Annotated in this window: 21 protein-coding genes and 4 tRNA genes; 11 read left to right on the forward strand and 14 right to left on the reverse strand. The window is 50.3% G+C overall.

Annotation, left to right across the window (positions count from 1 at the left end; genetic code table 11):
- Positions 1-16: 16 nt before the first annotated feature.
- Positions 17-694, reverse strand: a complete 678-nt coding sequence (locus IMCC21906_RS10670; RefSeq protein ID WP_047012157.1) for an HAD family hydrolase — start codon at positions 692-694, stop codon at positions 17-19.
- The gene (rluC, locus tag IMCC21906_RS10675) at positions 694-1,650 is read right to left on the reverse strand and encodes a 23S rRNA pseudouridine(955/2504/2580) synthase RluC (protein WP_082117449.1); all 957 of its coding nucleotides are present in this window, start codon (positions 1,648-1,650) and stop codon (positions 694-696) included. Before rluC ends, IMCC21906_RS10670 begins: the two co-directional genes overlap by 1 nt.
- A 561-nt stretch (positions 1,651-2,211) precedes the next feature.
- Between rluC and rne the strand changes: the two genes are divergently transcribed.
- Positions 2,212-5,169 (forward strand): ribonuclease E, encoded by a 2,958-nt coding sequence (rne, locus tag IMCC21906_RS10680; RefSeq protein WP_047012158.1) that lies wholly within the window; start codon positions 2,212-2,214, stop codon positions 5,167-5,169.
- Here the strand turns inward: rne and IMCC21906_RS17160 are convergent, their stop codons facing one another.
- The gene (locus IMCC21906_RS17160) at positions 5,170-5,292 is read right to left on the reverse strand and encodes a hypothetical protein (RefSeq protein ID WP_255353574.1); all 123 of its coding nucleotides are present in this window, start codon (positions 5,290-5,292) and stop codon (positions 5,170-5,172) included. It lies immediately after the preceding gene.
- A gap of 46 nt (positions 5,293-5,338) precedes the next feature.
- Between IMCC21906_RS17160 and IMCC21906_RS10685 the strand changes: the two genes are divergently transcribed.
- The 9 genes from IMCC21906_RS10685 (at position 5,339) to IMCC21906_RS10725 (ending at position 10,071) form a co-directional block, all read left to right on the forward strand.
- A tRNA-Ser gene (locus IMCC21906_RS10685) sits at positions 5,339-5,428 on the forward strand.
- A 90-nt stretch (positions 5,429-5,518) separates the two neighbouring features.
- Positions 5,519-6,190, forward strand: a complete 672-nt coding sequence (locus IMCC21906_RS10690) for a Bax inhibitor-1/YccA family protein (protein WP_047012159.1) — start codon at positions 5,519-5,521, stop codon at positions 6,188-6,190.
- A 73-nt stretch (positions 6,191-6,263) separates the two neighbouring features.
- Positions 6,264-6,665, forward strand: a complete 402-nt coding sequence (gene tusD, locus IMCC21906_RS10695) for a sulfurtransferase complex subunit TusD (RefSeq protein WP_047012160.1) — start codon at positions 6,264-6,266, stop codon at positions 6,663-6,665.
- Positions 6,662-7,015 (forward strand): sulfurtransferase complex subunit TusC, encoded by a 354-nt coding sequence (gene tusC / locus IMCC21906_RS10700; RefSeq protein ID WP_052763495.1) that lies wholly within the window; start codon positions 6,662-6,664, stop codon positions 7,013-7,015. The genes tusD and tusC overlap by 4 nt, the downstream gene beginning before the upstream one ends.
- A 40-nt stretch (positions 7,016-7,055) precedes the next feature.
- Positions 7,056-7,313 (forward strand): DsrH/TusB family sulfur relay protein, encoded by a 258-nt coding sequence (locus IMCC21906_RS10705; RefSeq protein WP_047012162.1) that lies wholly within the window; start codon positions 7,056-7,058, stop codon positions 7,311-7,313.
- A 1-nt stretch (position 7,314) separates the two neighbouring features.
- On the forward strand, positions 7,315-7,650 hold the full coding sequence (locus tag IMCC21906_RS10710; RefSeq protein WP_047012163.1) for a TusE/DsrC/DsvC family sulfur relay protein: 336 nt from the start codon (positions 7,315-7,317) through the stop codon (positions 7,648-7,650).
- A complete protein-coding gene (locus tag IMCC21906_RS10715; protein ID WP_047012164.1) occupies positions 7,650-8,642 on the forward strand; it encodes a glycosyl transferase family protein in 993 nt (330 codons plus the stop codon). Before IMCC21906_RS10710 ends, IMCC21906_RS10715 begins: the two co-directional genes overlap by 1 nt.
- Before the next feature lie 29 nt (positions 8,643-8,671).
- A complete protein-coding gene (gene trmA, locus IMCC21906_RS10720; protein WP_047012165.1) occupies positions 8,672-9,766 on the forward strand; it encodes a tRNA (uridine(54)-C5)-methyltransferase TrmA in 1,095 nt (364 codons plus the stop codon).
- Positions 9,767-9,780: 14 nt separating this feature from the next.
- Positions 9,781-10,071, forward strand: coding sequence for a 4a-hydroxytetrahydrobiopterin dehydratase (locus IMCC21906_RS10725; RefSeq protein ID WP_047012166.1), 291 nt, complete (start codon positions 9,781-9,783; stop codon positions 10,069-10,071).
- A gap of 8 nt (positions 10,072-10,079) precedes the next feature.
- Here IMCC21906_RS10725 and IMCC21906_RS10730 read toward each other — a convergent pair whose 3' ends face one another.
- From IMCC21906_RS10730 to IMCC21906_RS10760, 7 genes are all read right to left on the reverse strand, one after another.
- A complete protein-coding gene (locus IMCC21906_RS10730; RefSeq protein WP_047012167.1) occupies positions 10,080-10,943 on the reverse strand; it encodes a hypothetical protein in 864 nt (287 codons plus the stop codon).
- A gap of 70 nt (positions 10,944-11,013) precedes the next feature.
- Positions 11,014-11,610, reverse strand: a complete 597-nt coding sequence (locus IMCC21906_RS10735) for a dUTP diphosphatase (protein ID WP_047013348.1) — start codon at positions 11,608-11,610, stop codon at positions 11,014-11,016.
- A gap of 130 nt (positions 11,611-11,740) precedes the next feature.
- Positions 11,741-11,965, reverse strand: coding sequence for a hypothetical protein (locus tag IMCC21906_RS10740; RefSeq protein WP_047012168.1), 225 nt, complete (start codon positions 11,963-11,965; stop codon positions 11,741-11,743).
- A gap of 69 nt (positions 11,966-12,034) precedes the next feature.
- Entirely contained in the window at positions 12,035-12,346 is a 312-nt protein-coding gene (locus IMCC21906_RS10745) for a hypothetical protein (protein WP_047012169.1), read from the reverse strand.
- A gap of 409 nt (positions 12,347-12,755) precedes the next feature.
- On the reverse strand, positions 12,756-13,580 hold the full coding sequence (queF, locus tag IMCC21906_RS10750) for an NADPH-dependent 7-cyano-7-deazaguanine reductase QueF (RefSeq protein WP_231580255.1): 825 nt from the start codon (positions 13,578-13,580) through the stop codon (positions 12,756-12,758).
- A gap of 15 nt (positions 13,581-13,595) precedes the next feature.
- Positions 13,596-14,369, reverse strand: a complete 774-nt coding sequence (locus tag IMCC21906_RS10755) for an ABC transporter permease (protein WP_047012170.1) — start codon at positions 14,367-14,369, stop codon at positions 13,596-13,598.
- Positions 14,370-14,391: 22 nt separating this feature from the next.
- On the reverse strand, positions 14,392-15,306 hold the full coding sequence (locus IMCC21906_RS10760; RefSeq protein WP_047012171.1) for an ABC transporter ATP-binding protein: 915 nt from the start codon (positions 15,304-15,306) through the stop codon (positions 14,392-14,394).
- A gap of 98 nt (positions 15,307-15,404) precedes the next feature.
- Between IMCC21906_RS10760 and IMCC21906_RS10765 the strand changes: the two genes are divergently transcribed.
- On the forward strand, positions 15,405-15,785 hold the full coding sequence (locus IMCC21906_RS10765) for a PA2817 family protein (protein ID WP_052763496.1): 381 nt from the start codon (positions 15,405-15,407) through the stop codon (positions 15,783-15,785).
- A gap of 112 nt (positions 15,786-15,897) precedes the next feature.
- On the opposite strand, the gene IMCC21906_RS10770 is transcribed toward IMCC21906_RS10765, so the two are convergent.
- The 4 genes from IMCC21906_RS10770 to msrB all read right to left on the reverse strand — a co-directional run bounded on the left by IMCC21906_RS10770 (position 15,898) and on the right by msrB (position 16,964).
- Positions 15,898-15,973, reverse strand: a tRNA-Gly gene (locus IMCC21906_RS10770).
- A 93-nt stretch (positions 15,974-16,066) separates the two neighbouring features.
- Positions 16,067-16,142: transfer RNA gene (locus IMCC21906_RS10775), tRNA-Glu, on the reverse strand.
- A 206-nt stretch (positions 16,143-16,348) separates the two neighbouring features.
- A tRNA-Glu gene (locus IMCC21906_RS10780) sits at positions 16,349-16,424 on the reverse strand.
- Positions 16,425-16,565: 141 nt separating this feature from the next.
- Entirely contained in the window at positions 16,566-16,964 is a 399-nt protein-coding gene (gene msrB / locus IMCC21906_RS10785) for a peptide-methionine (R)-S-oxide reductase MsrB (protein WP_047012172.1), read from the reverse strand.
- Positions 16,965-17,014: the final 50 nt, after the last annotated feature.

The following is a 17,014-nucleotide window of genomic DNA, read 5'->3' on the forward strand; positions in this document are numbered from 1 at the left end:
CGACCAAACAACCCCACTATCGGCCTAATTCCAATACAGAAGATCGGCCCGCCTCCATCGCCGCTACGATAGCGACCAATTCCTCAAAGGCATCCATCACCGCCACCGGCTGCCAGCGCCGCAGCCGGTCAGAATGATGCGCACCATATGACACCCCCACACTCGGCATGCCGATACGACTGGCCATTTCCAGGTCGTACTCAGTATCACCCACCATCAGCGCAGCCTCTGGTGCCACTGCAAAGGCCTCACAGAGTTGAGCCAACATTAAAGGATCGGGTTTAGACGCGGTTTCATCTGCACAGCGACTGGCTGAAAACAAATTTGATACCGGCAAGTTACCAAAAACCCGATCAAGCCCCCGTCGACTCTTACCGGTTGCCACACACAAAGTGTGTCCAGCCTCTTTAAGAGCATAAAGAGTTGCCTCCACCCCAGGAAAAAACCCACACGGCTTTATATCTGCCAGCAAAAACTGCTTTACATAGGCCTCTCTTAACAAAAGCACTTCAGCCGTAGAAAGGTCGGGATAGAGTGTTTGGATCGCCAAACTTAACTCCAAGCCAATAATATTGCGGATTTCTACATTACTGCAAAGGGGATGACCGCAATCTTTTGCAGCCAGCTGCATACACGACACGATCTTTTCTGCCGAGTCTAAAATAGTGCCGTCCCAATCAAAAATAATAAGCATTACAAGACAATACCTGAGGCTTTTAAAAAAGCTTGCAGCTCTTCAGGCAATGGTGCCTGCACACTAATCCGACGCCCCTCAAGACTGAACACCAAACTCTCAGCATGCAAAAATAAACGCCGCAAGCCCCGCTGCTTAGCCAATCTATTCGCCTCATCGTCGCCATATTTATCATCACCCAAAATAGCGTGCCCGGCGTGAAGGCAATGGGCGCGAATTTGGTGGGTACGTCCGGTAACAGGGCGCGCTTCGACCAAACTCATACCTGTACCGCGAGCCAGCATACTGAAACGGGTCAGCGCCCGTTTGCCATCCAGCTCAACACGCACCATTCGCTCCCCCGACTGCAACACATTTTTTTGCAACGGCGCATCCACTTGCTGCTTGCGCACCGGCCACTTCCCTGCCACCGCAGCCAAATAACGCTTTTCGATTGCCGTCTTGCTTTTCAACATTTCGTGTAGCTGCTTTAAAACTGAGCGCTTTTTTGCCACCATCACGCAACCAGAGGTATCTCTATCCAGCCGGTGCACCAATTCCAAGTTGCGATATTCGGGAAAAATCTGCCGTAAAGATTCAATCAGCCCCAAAGAAACACCGCTGCCGCCGTGCACCGCCAACCCAGAGGGCTTGTTGATAACAATCAATCCCGCGTCTTCGTACAAGATTGCATCACGAATTCGCTCAGAAAAACTCTCAGAAACCGGCATCACGGCAGCCTTCTCTGGCAACCGCACTGGTGGAATACGAATAATATCGCCACCATTTAACTTGTAATCCGGTTTAACTCGCGACTTGTTTATCCGAACCTCTCCGCGACGCAAAATGTTATAAATCTTAGACTTAGGGACACCTTTTAACTCTCTCATTAAGAAATTATCGATGCGCTGACCGGCAAAATCTTCGGCAACCGTCACCATTCTTACAGCGGGGTTGATGACTGTTTCCGAGACCACAATGTTCTCCTGTAACTCATTGAGTTTGCTATTGAATACTGCTATATTCCGGCAGGTAGTGCCTGGGCCCGGTTCCCGCCATAGCTTGGCTATGATGTGAGGGAAAACCGCCAGCCAGTACTGAGGCAAGTTCTGCGGAACGCTCGCATCGCCTTAAATCATTTTGAACAAGCAGTGCGCCGGCGGCATTCTAGCCTAGAGTCGGCGCATAAATTAATAGTACAGCCGAATTTGTTTAGTACCGATTTGTGATAGAACTCTGAGAACGCAACGTAGACAACGTTACCAATACTGGCGTGAGATTAACGCCCGATAGTAATAGATGAAACACGCTGCCGTCGCCCATGATACAGAAAACGGGCGAAGCGGAATAAAATGACTGGAAGATCCAGTCCATGACTGAAGCGGAAAAGTCCGCTTACAAATACTGACAAAGCCTGATGAAACATGCCAGGTCAACCCTCAGCAATAACTAGGGCCCAGTCACCAGTCAAAAGCGCTTGAAGACGAACCGTCACATGAGCGGACTAGCAAACCCCGGCAACTCGGGATTTTTAGCTCATGAAAAGAATGTTAATCAATGCAACTCAACCAGAAGAGTTGCGTGTTGCCCTCGTAGACGGGCAGCGTTTATACGATCTGGATATTGAAAACCGGACACGGGTTCAAAAAAAGGCCAACATCTATAAAGGCACCATCACCCGGGTTGAACCCAGCCTAGAGGCAGCATTTGTCGACTTTGGCGCCGAGCGCCACGGTTTTCTCCCCCTCAAAGAGATTTCTAAAGAATATTTCTACCGCAACCCCTCTGACGTCAGCGGCCGCGCCAAGATCAAAGATCTTGTTAAAGAAGGCACTGAAGTTATCGTTCAGGTTGAAAAAGAAGAACGCGGCAATAAAGGTGCGGCATTAACCACGTTTGTCAGCCTTGCTGGCCGCTACATGGTTTTAATGCCCAATAATCCTCGTGCTGGCGGCATCTCTCGTCGCATTGAGGGCGAAGATCGTAGCGCCCTCAAAGACGCACTCAGCAGCATCACTATTCCCGATGGCATGGGCGTTATCGTCCGCACCGCTGGTGTTGGTCGCAGCTCCGAAGAACTGCAATGGGATTTGGACTACCTCCTTCATCTCGCCGCAGCGATCAAACAAGCTGGTGCAGAACGCAAAGCGCCTATTCTAATTCTGCAAGAAAGCAACGTCATCATTCGCGCCATCCGAGACTACTTACGCGATGATATCGACCAAGTCCTTATCGACGGCGAAGACTCTTACAACGAAGCCATGCACTTTGTTGAGCAGGTCATGCCGCACTTTAAAAACAAGGTCCGTTTTTACCAGGATCCCGTCCCATTATTTAATCGCTACCAAATAGAAAGTCAGATTGAGTCCGCGTTTACCCGCGAAGTACAGCTTCCCTCCGGTGGCTCCATCGTAATCGATCCCACCGAAGCGCTAGTCTCTATCGATATCAACTCCGCCCGCGCAACCAAAGGCGGCGATATCGAAGAAACAGCCTTACAAACCAACCTAGAGGCGGCTGACGAAATCGCACGGCAATTACGACTGCGTGATATCGGCGGCCTAATTGTGGTCGACTTTATCGACATGATGGCTGCCCGCAACCAGCGGGAAGTCGAAAACCGCGTCAAAGACGCCATGGAAGCCGATCGCGCCCGAGTTCAGGTGGGCCGAATCTCCCGCTTTGGCCTTTTAGAAATGTCTCGCCAGCGCCTGCGTCCATCCTTGGGCGAAACCAGCGCCAAAGTATGCCCTCGCTGCAGCGGTCAAGGCACCATTCGCGACACCAAATCACTTGCGCTGTCTATTCTGCGTTTGGTTGAAGAAGAAGCCAATAAAGAAAAGAGCGCCGAAATCCGCGCTATCGTGCCTGTAAACGTGGGGGCCTACCTGCTGAATGAAAAGCGTGAAGCGATTCACGGCATCGAGCAACGCAGCTCTGTGCGTCTTGTCATCATTCCAACACCGACGCTGGACACACCCCATTTTGATGTTCAACGGTTGCGAGGCGACGATCTCACTGACGAATCTGAAGTGAGCTACAAAATTGCCTCTGAACTAGAGTCTGAGGCCGATGAATTTGAGCAAGACGCAGCCGCAATCCAACCTGCGCCCGCTGCGGTTGTTCGCACACTGGCTCCCAAGGCACCTGCTCCGGCACCTGCCAGCCCCACCCAAGAAGCAGCTGCAGACACCCCTGCCGCTACTGCCGCAACACCCAAAAAGAAAGACAACGGCCAACCCGGCTTCTTCAGCCGATTAGGTAAAGGGCTTGCCACTTTATTTGCCGGCGAGCCACCAAAAATCGACACCCCAGCGGTTAAACCCACTTCTACCCCAGAAGAAAACAGCGACGGCAACAGCAATCGTCAAAACCGCAACAGCAATGACCGCCGCAACCAGCGCAACCGCAATAACAACCGTCGTGGCAGTGATAACCGCCCGAACCGTAACCGCAACAATCGGGATGACGACAACAGTCAAATTGACAACGAGCAAGTACAGGCTAAAAAAGAAAGAAAGCCTGTAGCAGAAAAAGCCAACGAACAGCAGGACGACAGCCAGCGCCCGAAACGTCGTCCCAATAATCGCAAACCACGCGGCCCCCAAGAGCGTCGTCGCAGTAAAGCGCCAGAGGGAGAGCTCCCTGTAGAACAACGCAGCGATTCCACTGCCGACGCGGTAGCGGCAGAAGCACCATCAAAAAATGACGCCGCCGAACCCAAGCCACGTCGCGAGCGCAAAACTGAAAAGCCCGCTGCCAAAGCAAAGCCCAGCGAGCCGACGGCACAGGCTAAGGTAGAAACCAGCAAAACGGATACTGAAGCGTCTGAAAAACCGGCTGAAACCGTTGCTAAAAAAGTCAATTCAGTACCTGAGCAACAAGCAGAACGCTCAGCCGAAACCGCTACCCCAGCTGAAGCCGAACCAAAAGCATCAGAACCGGCAAAAGAACCCGCTGCGACTGAAGAGGCGCCGGTTACCGCACCGAAAGTCACTACTGAAGAATCAGCAACGCTTACTGAAGCCGAAACGCCAACCCAAGAGGCTGAACCAGCAACAGTAGATGCCGTTGCTGAAGAGCCCTCTACGACCGAAGAAACCCCAGCTGTAGAGAAAGCACCGGAAGCGCCTGCCTTGCAAGATCGTGAAGCAGCAAATACCGAGGCGAATAAGCCAGAACCGGCCATCACGCCCGCCCCTTCAGAAAATGCCCCGCAGGTTCAGCCTGTTAGCGTTGAAGAGAGCACGACTCCCGAGGTGGCCACAACGCCAGCGGCACCGCGCGCAGAGGAAGCCGCTGCAACCACGAGCACAGAACAGCTTCGCCCTATGGGCCGCGCTGCAAATGATCCGCGGGTGAGCCCAAAACCTATGACTGAACTGCAGATCACCACTGACCGTCCACAGCCCCCGGCTCTAGACCGTAATATTGTGGCGCAGCCAGACCCCAATCGGCCTGCCTTGCCGCGTGCAGCTAACGATCCTCGCAATTAATCAATCGCGTTGAATACCCAAGCCCGGCACATGCCGGGCTTTTTTGTATCTGCTGGTTAAAAAACATACACCGAAAATAGGCATATCACTGCCATCAACCTGATTTTTAAGTTCTTTTTTCAACGATGCTTGTTTCCAAATACAAGCTCTGTATAATTCGCCCTGCTGCGGAGGGGTGGCAGAGTGGTCGAATGCACCGGTCTTGAAAACCGGCGTTGGTTTATCCCAACCCAGGGTTCAAATCCCTGCCCCTCCGCCACTTCTTATCCCTCCGGTTTTACTTTGCATTCCCCCCTTTAGCCAGTATCATTTAACTCTACTGTTTCTGTGACTGCTTTGGAGTCAACAAATGCAAGAGAAAACCCTGTATCACGCTCAGAGCCAAGCAACGTCGGCACTGGACACCAGTAAGGTACTTCGCAATACCTATTTGTTACTCGGCATGACTTTGCTGAATAGCGCGGTATTTACCGGTATTGCCATGGCTCTGAACATCGGCCACGGCACCGCATTGGTCCTGTCTTTGGTTGGTCTTGGCATGTTATTTGTGGTTCATAAAACCGCAGAGTCCAGCAAAGGCCTCATTGCTGTTTTTGCCTTTACTGGATTATTGGGCGCAGCACTAGGCCCCATGCTTCAAGCTTATTTATCACTGCCAAATGGCACCGAGCTAGTAATGCAAGCTCTTGGTGGAACCGCACTGGTGTTCTTCGGTTTGTCGGCGTATGCCTTAACCACACGTAAGGATTTTTCCTTCCTCGGCGGCTTTCTGATGGTTGGCCTGCTGGTCATTGTGGTTGCCAGCATCGCTAATATCTTCTTCCAAATGCCTGCAGCGTCTCTGGCTATATCTGCAGCAGCCGTTTTCATTATGTCTGGTTTGATTTTGTTTGATACCAGCCGAATCATCCATGGCGGCGAAACCAACTATATTCGTGCCACGGTTGCGCTATATTTAGACATCTACAATCTATTTATTCACCTCTTGCACTTGCTAGGCGTGTTTAGCGGCGACGATTAAGGCACTCAACTTTGCTCCGGCCTAGCAAGGCCGGAGCGCTCTTCTCTCTGCTCAAAGATCCCCTCGGCACCAAATGACGCTTACATACGCGATCCTGATCACCAGCGCCCCCTCAGATCCTTGCAGCATGACGGCATACCACTTTGCTCAGACCTTGCTGGATAAAGGTCATCAATTGTCGATGATATTTTTCTTCAATGATGGCGTTCATCATGCCAACGCGTTCACCACCCCCCCGCAAGATGAGCCGTCCCCAGTTCAGCAATGGCACAAGCTTCATGAAGAGCGCGGTGTCGCGCTGAAAGCCTGTATTTCAAGTGCCTTACGCCGAGGAATTTGCGACCCAGCAGAGCAAGCTCGATACGAACTACCTGGCAACAACCTCGATACAGCCTTTGAAATTGCTGGACTGGGGCAGTGGGTAGAAGCGTGCATTGAAGCTGACCGCGTTATTCGCTTTGGGGCGATATCGTGAAGTTTTTATATATTTTCAGCCAACCGCCCTATTCCAGCCCTATCGCCAAAGCAGCGTTAGATATGGCCTTAGCCAGCGCCGCATTCGACCAAGACGTTAGCTTGGCTTTTGTCGGCGAAGGCCTTCTACAATTAATCCAGCATCAACAGCCATCCGGCCCCCATAAGAAATCCCAGCTCGGTGCCATTAATGCCCTGCCTTTATACGACATCTCGCAGGTGTATTATCTGCAGAAGGACTTAGCGCAGTTAGGCCTACACGCTGATACCCTCGTTAAACATGCATCTGGCCTAGACCAGGCCGGGTTGCAACGGCTAATCGCCCAAAGTGAGCGGGTACAAAGCTTTTGAGAAAGACGAGACTGAACGGGCTGATATCAAGAGCATCACAATGACATTACATATTTTGCAAACTCGCCAAAGCTTACAACGAGCATTGCCTGCGATTGCTGCCGAAGACTGCCTTCTCCTCTTGGCGGATGCCTGTTATTTGGCATTAAGCGATACCTTACCAAAATCACACAGCGTTTATGCGCTGACTGATGACGCGATATTGCGAGGCATTACGCTCCCTGACACAATTTCGGGAATCGATATGGCTGAATTTGTCGAGCTGAGCGGCCAGCACACCCACAGCGCAAGTTGGTAACATGACCGTCCTTGTCGTAGGCCAACGTAGCGTTGCACTGGATAAAGATGGCTTTTTAAAACAGCTCTCAGACTGGGACAGAACTGTCGCCACGGTCCTGGCCGAATCAGAAGGTATTTCCTTAACACCAGCTCACTGGCAATTGATTGAGCTGGTACAGCGTTATTACCACGAGTTCGGTCTTTCTCCAGCAATGCGCCCACTGGTAAAATACGCCCGCATTAACCTTGATGAAGATAAAGGTACAAGCCTTTATTTTCTCAGCCTTTTTCCCGGCAGCCCGGCTAAAATATTAAGCAAGCTTGCCGGCCTCCCACGACCGGATAACTGCCTGTAATGTCTATGACGATTGAACACCCATTTGCCCAGTACGTTCGCATTCTTGGCAAAGGCAAAACCGGCTCCCGCTCCTTAAACCGCGACGAAGCCAAAACAGCCATGACCATGATACTGAATGGCGACGTTGAGGATGTGCAGCTCGGCGCTTTTTTGATGCTGTTACGAGTCAAAGAAGAAAGTCCTGAAGAACTCGCTGGGTTTGTTGATGCTGTAAGAGCAAACATTCAGGCTCCAACGATGACCGTCGACCTGGACTGGGCCAGCTACGCAGGCAAGCGCCGCCAACAAGCTTGGTATCTGTTGGCGGCGCTTGCACTAGCCGATAGCGGTCTGAATGTGGTTATGCATGGCGCCGCTGGCCACACCGCCGAACGCGTTTACAGCGAGCTACTGTTAAAGGAACTTGGCGAAACCATCGCTCACGATTGGTCGTCTGCACAAGCGGCACTGAACTCACGGAAATTTGTATATCTACCCTTATCCTTCCTCTGCCCCCGGCTCCATCACATGATGGAGATGCGCCAATTATTTGGCTTGCGCTCCCCGGTACACACCTTATCAAGACTGATAAACCCCTTAGCCGCCAGCTATTCAATGCAAAGCATCTTTCACCCGGCTTATGCCGATAGCCATCAGCAAGCTGCGGCACTGCTCGGTCAAAAAAATGCGGTGGTGTTTAAAGGCGAAGCCGGTGAAGTAGAGCGTAAACCAGAGGGCTTATGCAAAGTGAAAACCATCCGCAATGGCGAACTGGGTGAAGAAAGCTGGCCAAAGATGCTAGAAGGTCGGCAGGAATGGCAAAGCAACTTGAGCGCAGACACCCTCCGCCGTGCATGGTGCGGCGAATCCGTTCCCGAATACGGCCAGCTGGCAATCTGGGGCACCATGGCTATTGCACTGCAAATGCGTGCCCCCTCCCTCGATCAGTCCAGTGCGCTCAGTCTAGCCAAAGATATTTGGCAGCAACGCAATCAAAACAGACTGAGCTAGTCTCTTACCTTTCGACATAGCGAATAACAATGCATTTTACTTCTTTGCCCGTCGACCAATACGACGCAATCTTAGATAAAAAAGTCAGCGGAGTAATGTCATCTTTTGGTGGACTGGCCCTGCCTTCACCTGCTATTTACCCCTCTGCCCCTGAGCATTATCGAATGCGAGCAGAGTTCAGGCTCTGGCACGAAGACGACGATCTTTATTACGCCATGTTTGATCCGGCCGACCCCAAAATACCTATCCGCATAGACCATTTTCCGGTGGCAGGCCGTGCCATCGCCCAACTAATGCCCCGTCTTATTGAGTCCATTAAGGGCATAACGGCCCTACGCCAACGGCTGTTTCAAATTGAGTTTTTGAGCACCTTAGCTGGCGACATGCTGGTGACATTAATTTATCACCGCAAACTAGATGCACAGTGGGAAGACGCTGCAAAAACACTATCAGAAGCATTGTCCATCAGCATGATTGGCCGCAGCCGTAAGCAACGCATTGTGTTAGACAAAAACTATGTACTGGAAACATTAAATATCGACGGCCAAGATTATCAATACCGTCAGTACGAAGGGGGCTTTACCCAGCCCAATGCCGAGCTGAATCAGAAAATGATTGCGTGGGCGGGCCAGCATTTGGGCCAGCGGCCCGAAGAAGATTTGCTGGAGCTTTATTGCGGCAACGGCAACTTCACCGCGCCGCTGTCTAAACGTTTCCGTAAAGTGCTTGCCACTGAAATTTCAAAAACCTCGGTTAGAGCCGCCAAAGAGAACTTTGCACTTAATCGTATTGAAAACGTCAGCATTGCCAGAATGTCCAGCGAAGACTTTACCAGTGCCTTAAACGGTGAACGTGAATTCAGACGCCTGGCAGGCATTAATCTTAAAGAAGATTATCGTTTCAGCGCCATTTTTATCGACCCACCACGGGCAGGCCTGGACGACAACACCCGGCAGTTGGTCAGCCGTTTTGACAATATTCTTTATATTTCCTGCAATCCGGAAACGTTGCGCCGAGATTTGCAACTATTAACAAAATCCCACACCGTTGAGGCCTTCGCCCTGTTTGACCAGTTCCCGTACACTAATCACATGGAATGCGGCGCTTTTTTGCAGCGAATTTGAAGCGGAGAAACAGCATGACGGTTAAATTGACTAATCAAGAAATTGAACAAGCGGTGGCATCACTTACAGATTGGCGGCTAGTAGACGGAAAATTGTATCGTAAATTTGAATTTGACAATTTTGTCAGCGCCTTTGGATTTATGTCCAAGGTTGCCATTCGCGCAGAAAAAATTGATCACCATCCAGAGTGGTCCAATGTCTACAACACCGTGGAAATCTATCTCACCACCCACGAGGTAAGCGGTCTCTCAGCCAGGGACCTCGCTTTAGCCGATGCCATCAACAAAGAAGCGGCCTGCCAATAACAACGGCGCTAGTAAAACTCGACAGATAACTCCTGTAAACGTCGGCTGAGATACTCATCCAAATACGGCAAATCCTCGGGATGAATATCGAGCACCGGCGCCCCCAAGTTTTTATACACTTCCATCCGTCGCATACGCTTTGCGAGCTGGTCTGCATGTTCACCCGAGGCCCAATACTCCAGATATACCCCCGCATCGGCTAAATAAAAATCCGCCAGCAAGGGTTCTTCTACCGGTAAATCTCGCTGCCAGGCGTAACGAAGGCCAGCAAGGTATAACCATTGCGCTATATGCCAATGCGGCCAACTCTCAACCTGCTTGCCATCCAATGTTAGCGGTGGGGGCACATCGTTAAAAAGATCATCGCTATCGCTCCCCTTTTGCTCGACTCGGCAGCAACGTGCAAGCAGACGCTGAAAGGCAGGATGGGATGCAATATCTTCGGGCCACAACACATAGCTCAAACCGATCTGCTGATTATCAAAACTCTGGCCCCCTAATGCTCGCCCCGCTTCGGTTAACTGCCAACCTCGTTTACTGGCACTTAGCCATGCCAGCTCGGCAAATAAGCGATTAAGCTGCTGGGCACTGAGCTCTAAACTTTTACCGATGTCAGCAGCAGAAATAAGGCGACTGTCCTCCAGGTTTTTTAGCAGTGGATGCTCCAGCAGTGACACCGGCCAAACAATATAGCGGCCATAGCGCTTACTGGTTTGATAACTGCCGCCTTCAAACTCACCTTTACCGGTGAGCGCCCAGCCATCTTCCAGTTTTTTAATCCAGCCGTGGTCCTTTAGCGCCGCAAAAACTTGCTGCACTGGCAGTTCCAGCCGACGGGCCAACGCCGAACTGGATAAGGTTTCGTCACTCATGGTTTAGCGGCCATTTTGTATAGTGATTTTACAGAGCACGTGCCAGAGACTAAAAACAACGGACGAAATATCATGCCGTAGGGTATCGCTGCTGTAGCGCTTGATACACTTGTCCGGCAAAGTCCTCTGAGGCCATATCCAACTCAGACATGATTTCAGACAAATGCTCATTGTCTTCTTGCCCTGCCCACACCTTAATATAGCTACCATCTTTGTAGCCGTGATCTTGACGGAAAAAATTTAATACATTTTTACCAACATACTGTTTATATAGCTGGTTAAAATCCAACCCCGCAGACTCCAGCAAATCCCAAAACAATGCCACTGAAAAACCCTTGGTCGCTAAGCAGTTTGCCGCTAGTGCTTCGGTGGCCGTTAAGACATCGCTGGGGTTTGGCTGACGACTGGACAGCTCGGCTACAATATCGTCGGCAAGGTTTTCTATATCCGCGCCGGGAGTAAACTTGGCGCTCATGCCAAAATGCCAGATATCAATGACCTCTAGCTGTACTTGCTCGACATCGGCTTGTTGTTTTTTCCACCACTTATAACCTTGGTGATCCATCAATTCCGCGCATTCAATCCAAGCAGCGCGATACCATGCATAGCCCTGATTTATCCAGTCTGGATGGACTTTAGTATTCATTTTATTTTGCAAACCAAGCATGGTCACAATGGCTTGCCGGTGCAGGCTGTCAAACACAGATGGGCTCCTATCCTATAAGCGTGGCGCTACATCATAAACAGCCGCAACGTCGCTGGAAAGCACCGTATTACATGGATAGAAGATAAAGGATTTATAATGGAGATCGGCGCTGGGCCAAATCGATAAAATAGCGCATTTCTTTATTGCCTAAGCCACAACGCTCATCCGCATTTACCGATGGCAGCATCGATGAAGGTATCTGGGTGAGAAAATTGGCACCGTAACTCAACTGCTTGGGATGAAGCTGAATCGATACGCTGGCATTGGGGCCGCACACGGTATAATGCAGTGCTCGTTGCGTTTGATTAAATGCCATATCTTTGCCCTCCAGGCGATGACCACCGTCTTGAAAAATTAACGCTGTCTCATAAAATCGATTCTAATTTTAAGGGGCATCAGCATTGCGCTGCACCCACACACTGATTTCGTTCATAGAGGCTAATTCAAGAACAGCCAGGTTTTGGTCTTGCTCACAGAACCACACCACTTTATTAGGAAGCGCAGGCAAACAAAGAACGGCTTCTGCGGGGTTAGCTGAAGCAATAACAAGATCAAAAACCGGTGGCGACAAACTGTGGTCGTGAAGTAATAACTCCGCCGTAAGCTCAAGCCGTCCAGCAAAGGGCAACTTGTCTACCACCAGATGGCAAAACTGACCGTTTGCATCGTACCCCACCAGATAAGCGGCAATAATCACCCTAACGCCCAACTTTTTAGCCGCTATTCACCTTAGTTTGGGCAAAACACATCGCCTGTAAATATCCGGTGAATTACCTAGCTAATCCAAAAATGCGAAAAAGATCACATTAGCCTAGGGCCTATTCACACTAATCCAATTGTCACTGCCGGAAGTCATTTTTGCCCCCGGCTAGGCGCCAGACGCGCCGTTTAGTCACTCTAAACAAGTGGCTGGCAACAACGCTGGGGGCAAAAATGGCCCCAGCCCTACGGGTTGTGGCTAAAAAAGCACCACTCGTCGTTGCTTATCGCTTATTTGGAATAAGCAAACTACGCTCTTCGCGCCTAGATTGATGCTTTTTTAGCCACAACAGTAATAATCGGATTAGTGTGAACAGGCCCTTATACCATCGCGCAATAACGAGGTTTTATTGTCGCAAAAGGCGGTGATTGGGCAGTATCAATGAGGGATCACTGCTTCGCCAAGGGTTGATGTCCAGGCCTCCTCTTCGCAAATAGCGCGCCGATACGGTCAAGCTGTCGGGGCGGCAATGCTGGCTCAGATCATGGAAAATTCGCTCGACACAGTGCTCGTGGAAATCATCGTGCTCACGAAAAGAGATGAGATATAGCAGCAGCGCCTTTTCATCGATTTTCGGCCCTGAATAATCAATGATAATACTGGCCCAGTCTGGCTGACTGGTCACCGGGCAGCGTGAACGCAGCAAATGGCTGTAAAGCTGCTCTGACGCCTTCTGGGTATCATCACACCGTAGCAGCTCAGCCGAAGGATGATATTGCTGTGGCGCGACATCCAGGCCGTCCAAGCACCGGCCAAGAGGCTCGCCATTAATCGACAGCGCATGCCACTCATCGGGAGTAAAAAGCTGAACCGCTACCCTGCAGCCGGTGCAGGCACTCAGGTCACTTATCAGCAGGGCCTCCAGCTCGGCCTTACTTTCTAGGCGGTGCTGATTAAAAGAATTGAGGTACAGCTTAAACGATTTGGACTCGACGATACTGTCTGAACTGGCAGCTATCACAAATTTGCCACAGGCTACCTGGGGCTTACCTTTTAAGTCTAACCACGATATTTCGTAGGCAGTCCAGACATCGGCACCGTAAAAGGTAAATTGAGCATCAAGAGCATCCCTGCCGGATTGCCGGGCAATGGCAAACAATACATCCGGGCGATAGCTGTCAGGGTAAACAACACTCTCCCCTAACGGGCCATGACCTGTAGACACACTCACAAGACTTCTCCGGGATTATTGACGCAAACGGGTGCCACGACTCAGCAAATACATGCACAGGCCGTAGGCAACCACAGTAAAGCCTCCCACCATGACGAAGGCCGTACTCACATTAACATCGGATACACCCAGCACACCGTAGCGAAACGCATTTACGATATACAACATGGGATTTAGCCGGGAGACATTCGCCCAAAACTCGGGAAGCAGGTCGATGGAATAAAACACCCCACCTAAATACGTCAGCGGCGTTAAGATGAAAGTCGGGACAATAGAAACATCGTCAAAATTATTGGCAAAGACCGCATTAATAAATCCGGCCAGCGAAAACAAGATTGAGGTCATCACCACAATCGCCACCGTGATAAAAGGGTGGGTAATATCCAAGTCCGTGAAAAACAGTGACAACAAGGTCACAATCAATCCCACTCCCAATCCCCGAGCAACCCCACCTAACACAAAGCCCCATAAAATGGTGGCATTACTCATGGGAGAAACCAGTATTTCTTCGACAAAACGCTGAAATTTAGCGCCAAAAAATGAAGACACCACATTGGAATAAGCGTTGGTGATCACCGACATCATAATCAGCCCCGGCACCACAAACTCCATATAGGTGAAGCCACCCATTTGGCCGATACGGGAACCAATCAGCGTTCCAAAAATAACAAAATACAGCGACATAGTGATGGCTGGTGGCAATAAGGTTTGCATCCAGATCCGCAAAAACCGCCTAATTTCCTTGCGGACGATGGTGCTAAATGCAATCCACTGCTCAGAATACGTCATCTTTTACCTCAAACCCCGGCGATTATTTGTTCGCCAGAAGAGACACAAACAGCTCTTCCAAACGATTCGCTTTATTACGCATGCTCGTTACCACGATGTTCTGTGCGGCAAGGGCGTCAAATACTTCATTGAGAGAGCGGCCTTTTTCTAATACCACCTCCAGCATTTGTTCATCAGTACGTCGAACCTCAAAGCCATCCAAACTAATTTCTGCAGGCACGGGTTCTTTCACATCCAAAATAAAAACTTCTCTTTGCAGCTGCTTCAACAAGCTCTTCATATTGGTGTTTTCGACAATATTGCCATCATCAATAATGGCGATATTCCGGCAGAGACTCTCGGCCTCTTCCAGATAATGGGTGGTAAGAATAATCGTGGTGCCCTCGCGATTAATATCTGTCAGAAACTGCCACATAGACCGCCGCAGCTCGATATCCACCCCAGCCGTAGGCTCGTCCAAAATAAGTAACCGTGGTTCATGAACCAGCGCCCGTGCAATCATCAAGCGGCGTTTCATGCCGCCAGACAACATCCGTGAAGCCGAATGACGCTTATCCCACAAACCCAGCTTGCGTAGATATTTTTCAGCTCGCTCCCCCGCCATCGACCGGGGCAAGCCGTAATATCCCGCCTGATTGACGACGATATCCCACACCGATTCAAAGTTTGAGAAATTAAACTCTTGGGGAACCACACCAATCTCACGTTTGGCCGCGGCCAGATCGCTGTCAATGGAATGGCCAAATACCGCTACATCACCGCTGGTTTTTCTAACCAATGAGCAAATAATGCCGATAGTGGTCGACTTTCCGGCCCCATTGGGGCCTAGCAGGGCAAAGAAATCCCCTTCGGCCACCTTAAGGTCAATGCCTTTAAGCGCTTCAAAGCCATTGCCGTACACTTTACGTAAACCCGAAATTTCCAAGGCTGGAAGCATAATTGCCCATCCAATTAAAACAGATATAAAAACCGACTATTTTGCCACGGCAGCTACTTCGAATACACTGCAGCGGCTTTTTCACTAAAGGGGGCCACGTGCAAAGTCGTAACGAATATTTTTACCAGTTGTTTTCCGAATTGCAGAAGCAATGCAAAGACAAGGTCGCTGGCCATCTCGGCCACAGCGAAGAAAGCAACGAACAGTTGCTAAATGACCTGGACACGCTACTGAAGCAGTTTGGTCAAAAAACCGACTACGTGGATCTTGGTGGCGACATCCTACAACGAATCATAAGTCATTACCCGGATATCACCCCATTGATGCACCGCGACCTACTGTGGTTTTGCGGTGGCCAATGCCTGCATTATCTCGGCGATGAAGAGCTTGAACGTTACCAACTGATTGAAGAGCGCTATTTTCAAGCCGAGGCCGCCAACTACCGGGAGATTCGCGCCCAGGCTTTTGGCATGCACTGAAAATCGGGCAGATTCCAAAGCGGTTTAACGCCGCTTACCCCCCCATTTCATCACAATATGGGACAAAATAACGGGCATAAAAAAAGCGAACCATGAAGGTTCGCTTTTTAATTGGAGCGGGATATCGGGCTCGAACCGACGACCTGTACCTTGGCAAGGTACCGCTCTACCAACTGAGCTAATCCCGCATATTCCATAGAGCTTAAGACTAATATCTAAACGCTCTCATTCTGATAGTGCGATTAACACCAGCAGAACTTGCACTCGAAAGTGCGAATAAATGGCGTCCCCTAGGGGACTCGAACCCCTGTTACTGCCGTGAAAGGGCAGTGTCCTAGGCCACTAGACGAAGGGGACGCCGCAAGTCTTTCAGTGTGTACTAATACTGCGCACTCTAAAAGAGGCGGCAATTTTAGTGACACTCCTCCACTTCGTCAAGACCGATATCCATCTAATCTACTAGTGAAGCTGAACCTAATAAAGAAGCCAAAGCTTCTATTCACGCTCGTTGCCAAGTCGAACGTAACCAAATCGAAAACCGCTCTCGATTCAGTGAAATTTAATGGCGTCCCCTAGGGGACTCGAACCCCTGTTACTGCCGTGAAAGGGCAGTGTCCTAGGCCACTAGACGAAGGGGACGCCGCAAACCTTTCAAGCTACGAGCCGTTGATGCTTGAAAGTGGCGCGAATTTTAGGGAGCCAGCACCGCCTCGTCAAGCAGCTTTTGCAATATCGGGGTAAAAAATGCAATTTGGCAAATTTTCCTCGCAAATGAAGACCTTAGTCTTCCTGCTTATCCAAGTTAAGCGATAGAGAGTTAATACAGTAACGCAAACCGGTTGGCGCGGGACCGTCGTTAAAAACATGCCCAAGATGGGCGTCGCAACGAGCACAGACCACTTCTTCTCGAACCATGCCGTGACTGACATCCCGGTTAACTTCTACCGCCTCTGCCGTGGCCGGTGCGTAAAAGCTTGGCCAGCCAGAACCGGAATCGTATTTAGCGTCAGAGGCAAATAAAGGCTCACCACAACACCGGCAGCGATAGACTCCTACCGCTTTTTCATCATTATATTTGCCGGTAAAGGGTCGCTCAGTCCCCTGCTCTCTGCACACGGCATACACTTCGTCGGGGAGCTCACTGCGCCACTCGGCGTCGCTTTTCACGATTTTTTCCATTAAAAGTCCTCCACTTAGCCCTATTCAAGCCCGTATAATCAGCAACAGCA

Source organism: Spongiibacter sp. IMCC21906 (genome assembly GCF_001010805.1).
In the GTDB taxonomy this organism is placed as follows: Bacteria; Pseudomonadota; Gammaproteobacteria; order Pseudomonadales; family Spongiibacteraceae; genus Spongiibacter.

Bases quoted from the DNA above. Each gene is read 5' to 3' on its own strand.
- IMCC21906_RS10670 (WP_047012157.1), bottom strand. From the start codon at position 694: ATGCTTATTATTTTTGATTGGGACGGCACTATTTTAGACTCGGCAGAA.
- rne (WP_047012158.1), top strand. From the start codon at position 2,212: ATGAAAAGAATGTTAATCAATGCAACTCAACCAGAAGAGTTGCGTGTT.
- IMCC21906_RS10690 (WP_047012159.1), top strand. From the start codon at position 5,519: ATGCAAGAGAAAACCCTGTATCACGCTCAGAGCCAAGCAACGTCGGCA.
- tusD (WP_047012160.1), top strand. From the start codon at position 6,264: ATGACGCTTACATACGCGATCCTGATCACCAGCGCCCCCTCAGATCCT.
- IMCC21906_RS10705 (WP_047012162.1), top strand. From the start codon at position 7,056: ATGACATTACATATTTTGCAAACTCGCCAAAGCTTACAACGAGCATTG.
- IMCC21906_RS10710 (WP_047012163.1), top strand. From the start codon at position 7,315: ATGACCGTCCTTGTCGTAGGCCAACGTAGCGTTGCACTGGATAAAGAT.
- IMCC21906_RS10715 (WP_047012164.1), top strand. From the start codon at position 7,650: ATGTCTATGACGATTGAACACCCATTTGCCCAGTACGTTCGCATTCTT.
- trmA (WP_047012165.1), top strand. From the start codon at position 8,672: ATGCATTTTACTTCTTTGCCCGTCGACCAATACGACGCAATCTTAGAT.
- IMCC21906_RS10725 (WP_047012166.1), top strand. From the start codon at position 9,781: ATGACGGTTAAATTGACTAATCAAGAAATTGAACAAGCGGTGGCATCA.
- IMCC21906_RS10730 (WP_047012167.1), bottom strand. From the start codon at position 10,943: ATGAGTGACGAAACCTTATCCAGTTCGGCGTTGGCCCGTCGGCTGGAA.
- IMCC21906_RS10735 (WP_047013348.1), bottom strand. From the start codon at position 11,610: ATGCTTGGTTTGCAAAATAAAATGAATACTAAAGTCCATCCAGACTGG.
- IMCC21906_RS10740 (WP_047012168.1), bottom strand. From the start codon at position 11,965: ATGGCATTTAATCAAACGCAACGAGCACTGCATTATACCGTGTGCGGC.
- IMCC21906_RS10755 (WP_047012170.1), bottom strand. From the start codon at position 14,369: ATGACGTATTCTGAGCAGTGGATTGCATTTAGCACCATCGTCCGCAAG.
- IMCC21906_RS10760 (WP_047012171.1), bottom strand. From the start codon at position 15,306: ATGCTTCCAGCCTTGGAAATTTCGGGTTTACGTAAAGTGTACGGCAAT.
- msrB (WP_047012172.1), bottom strand. From the start codon at position 16,964: ATGGAAAAAATCGTGAAAAGCGACGCCGAGTGGCGCAGTGAGCTCCCC.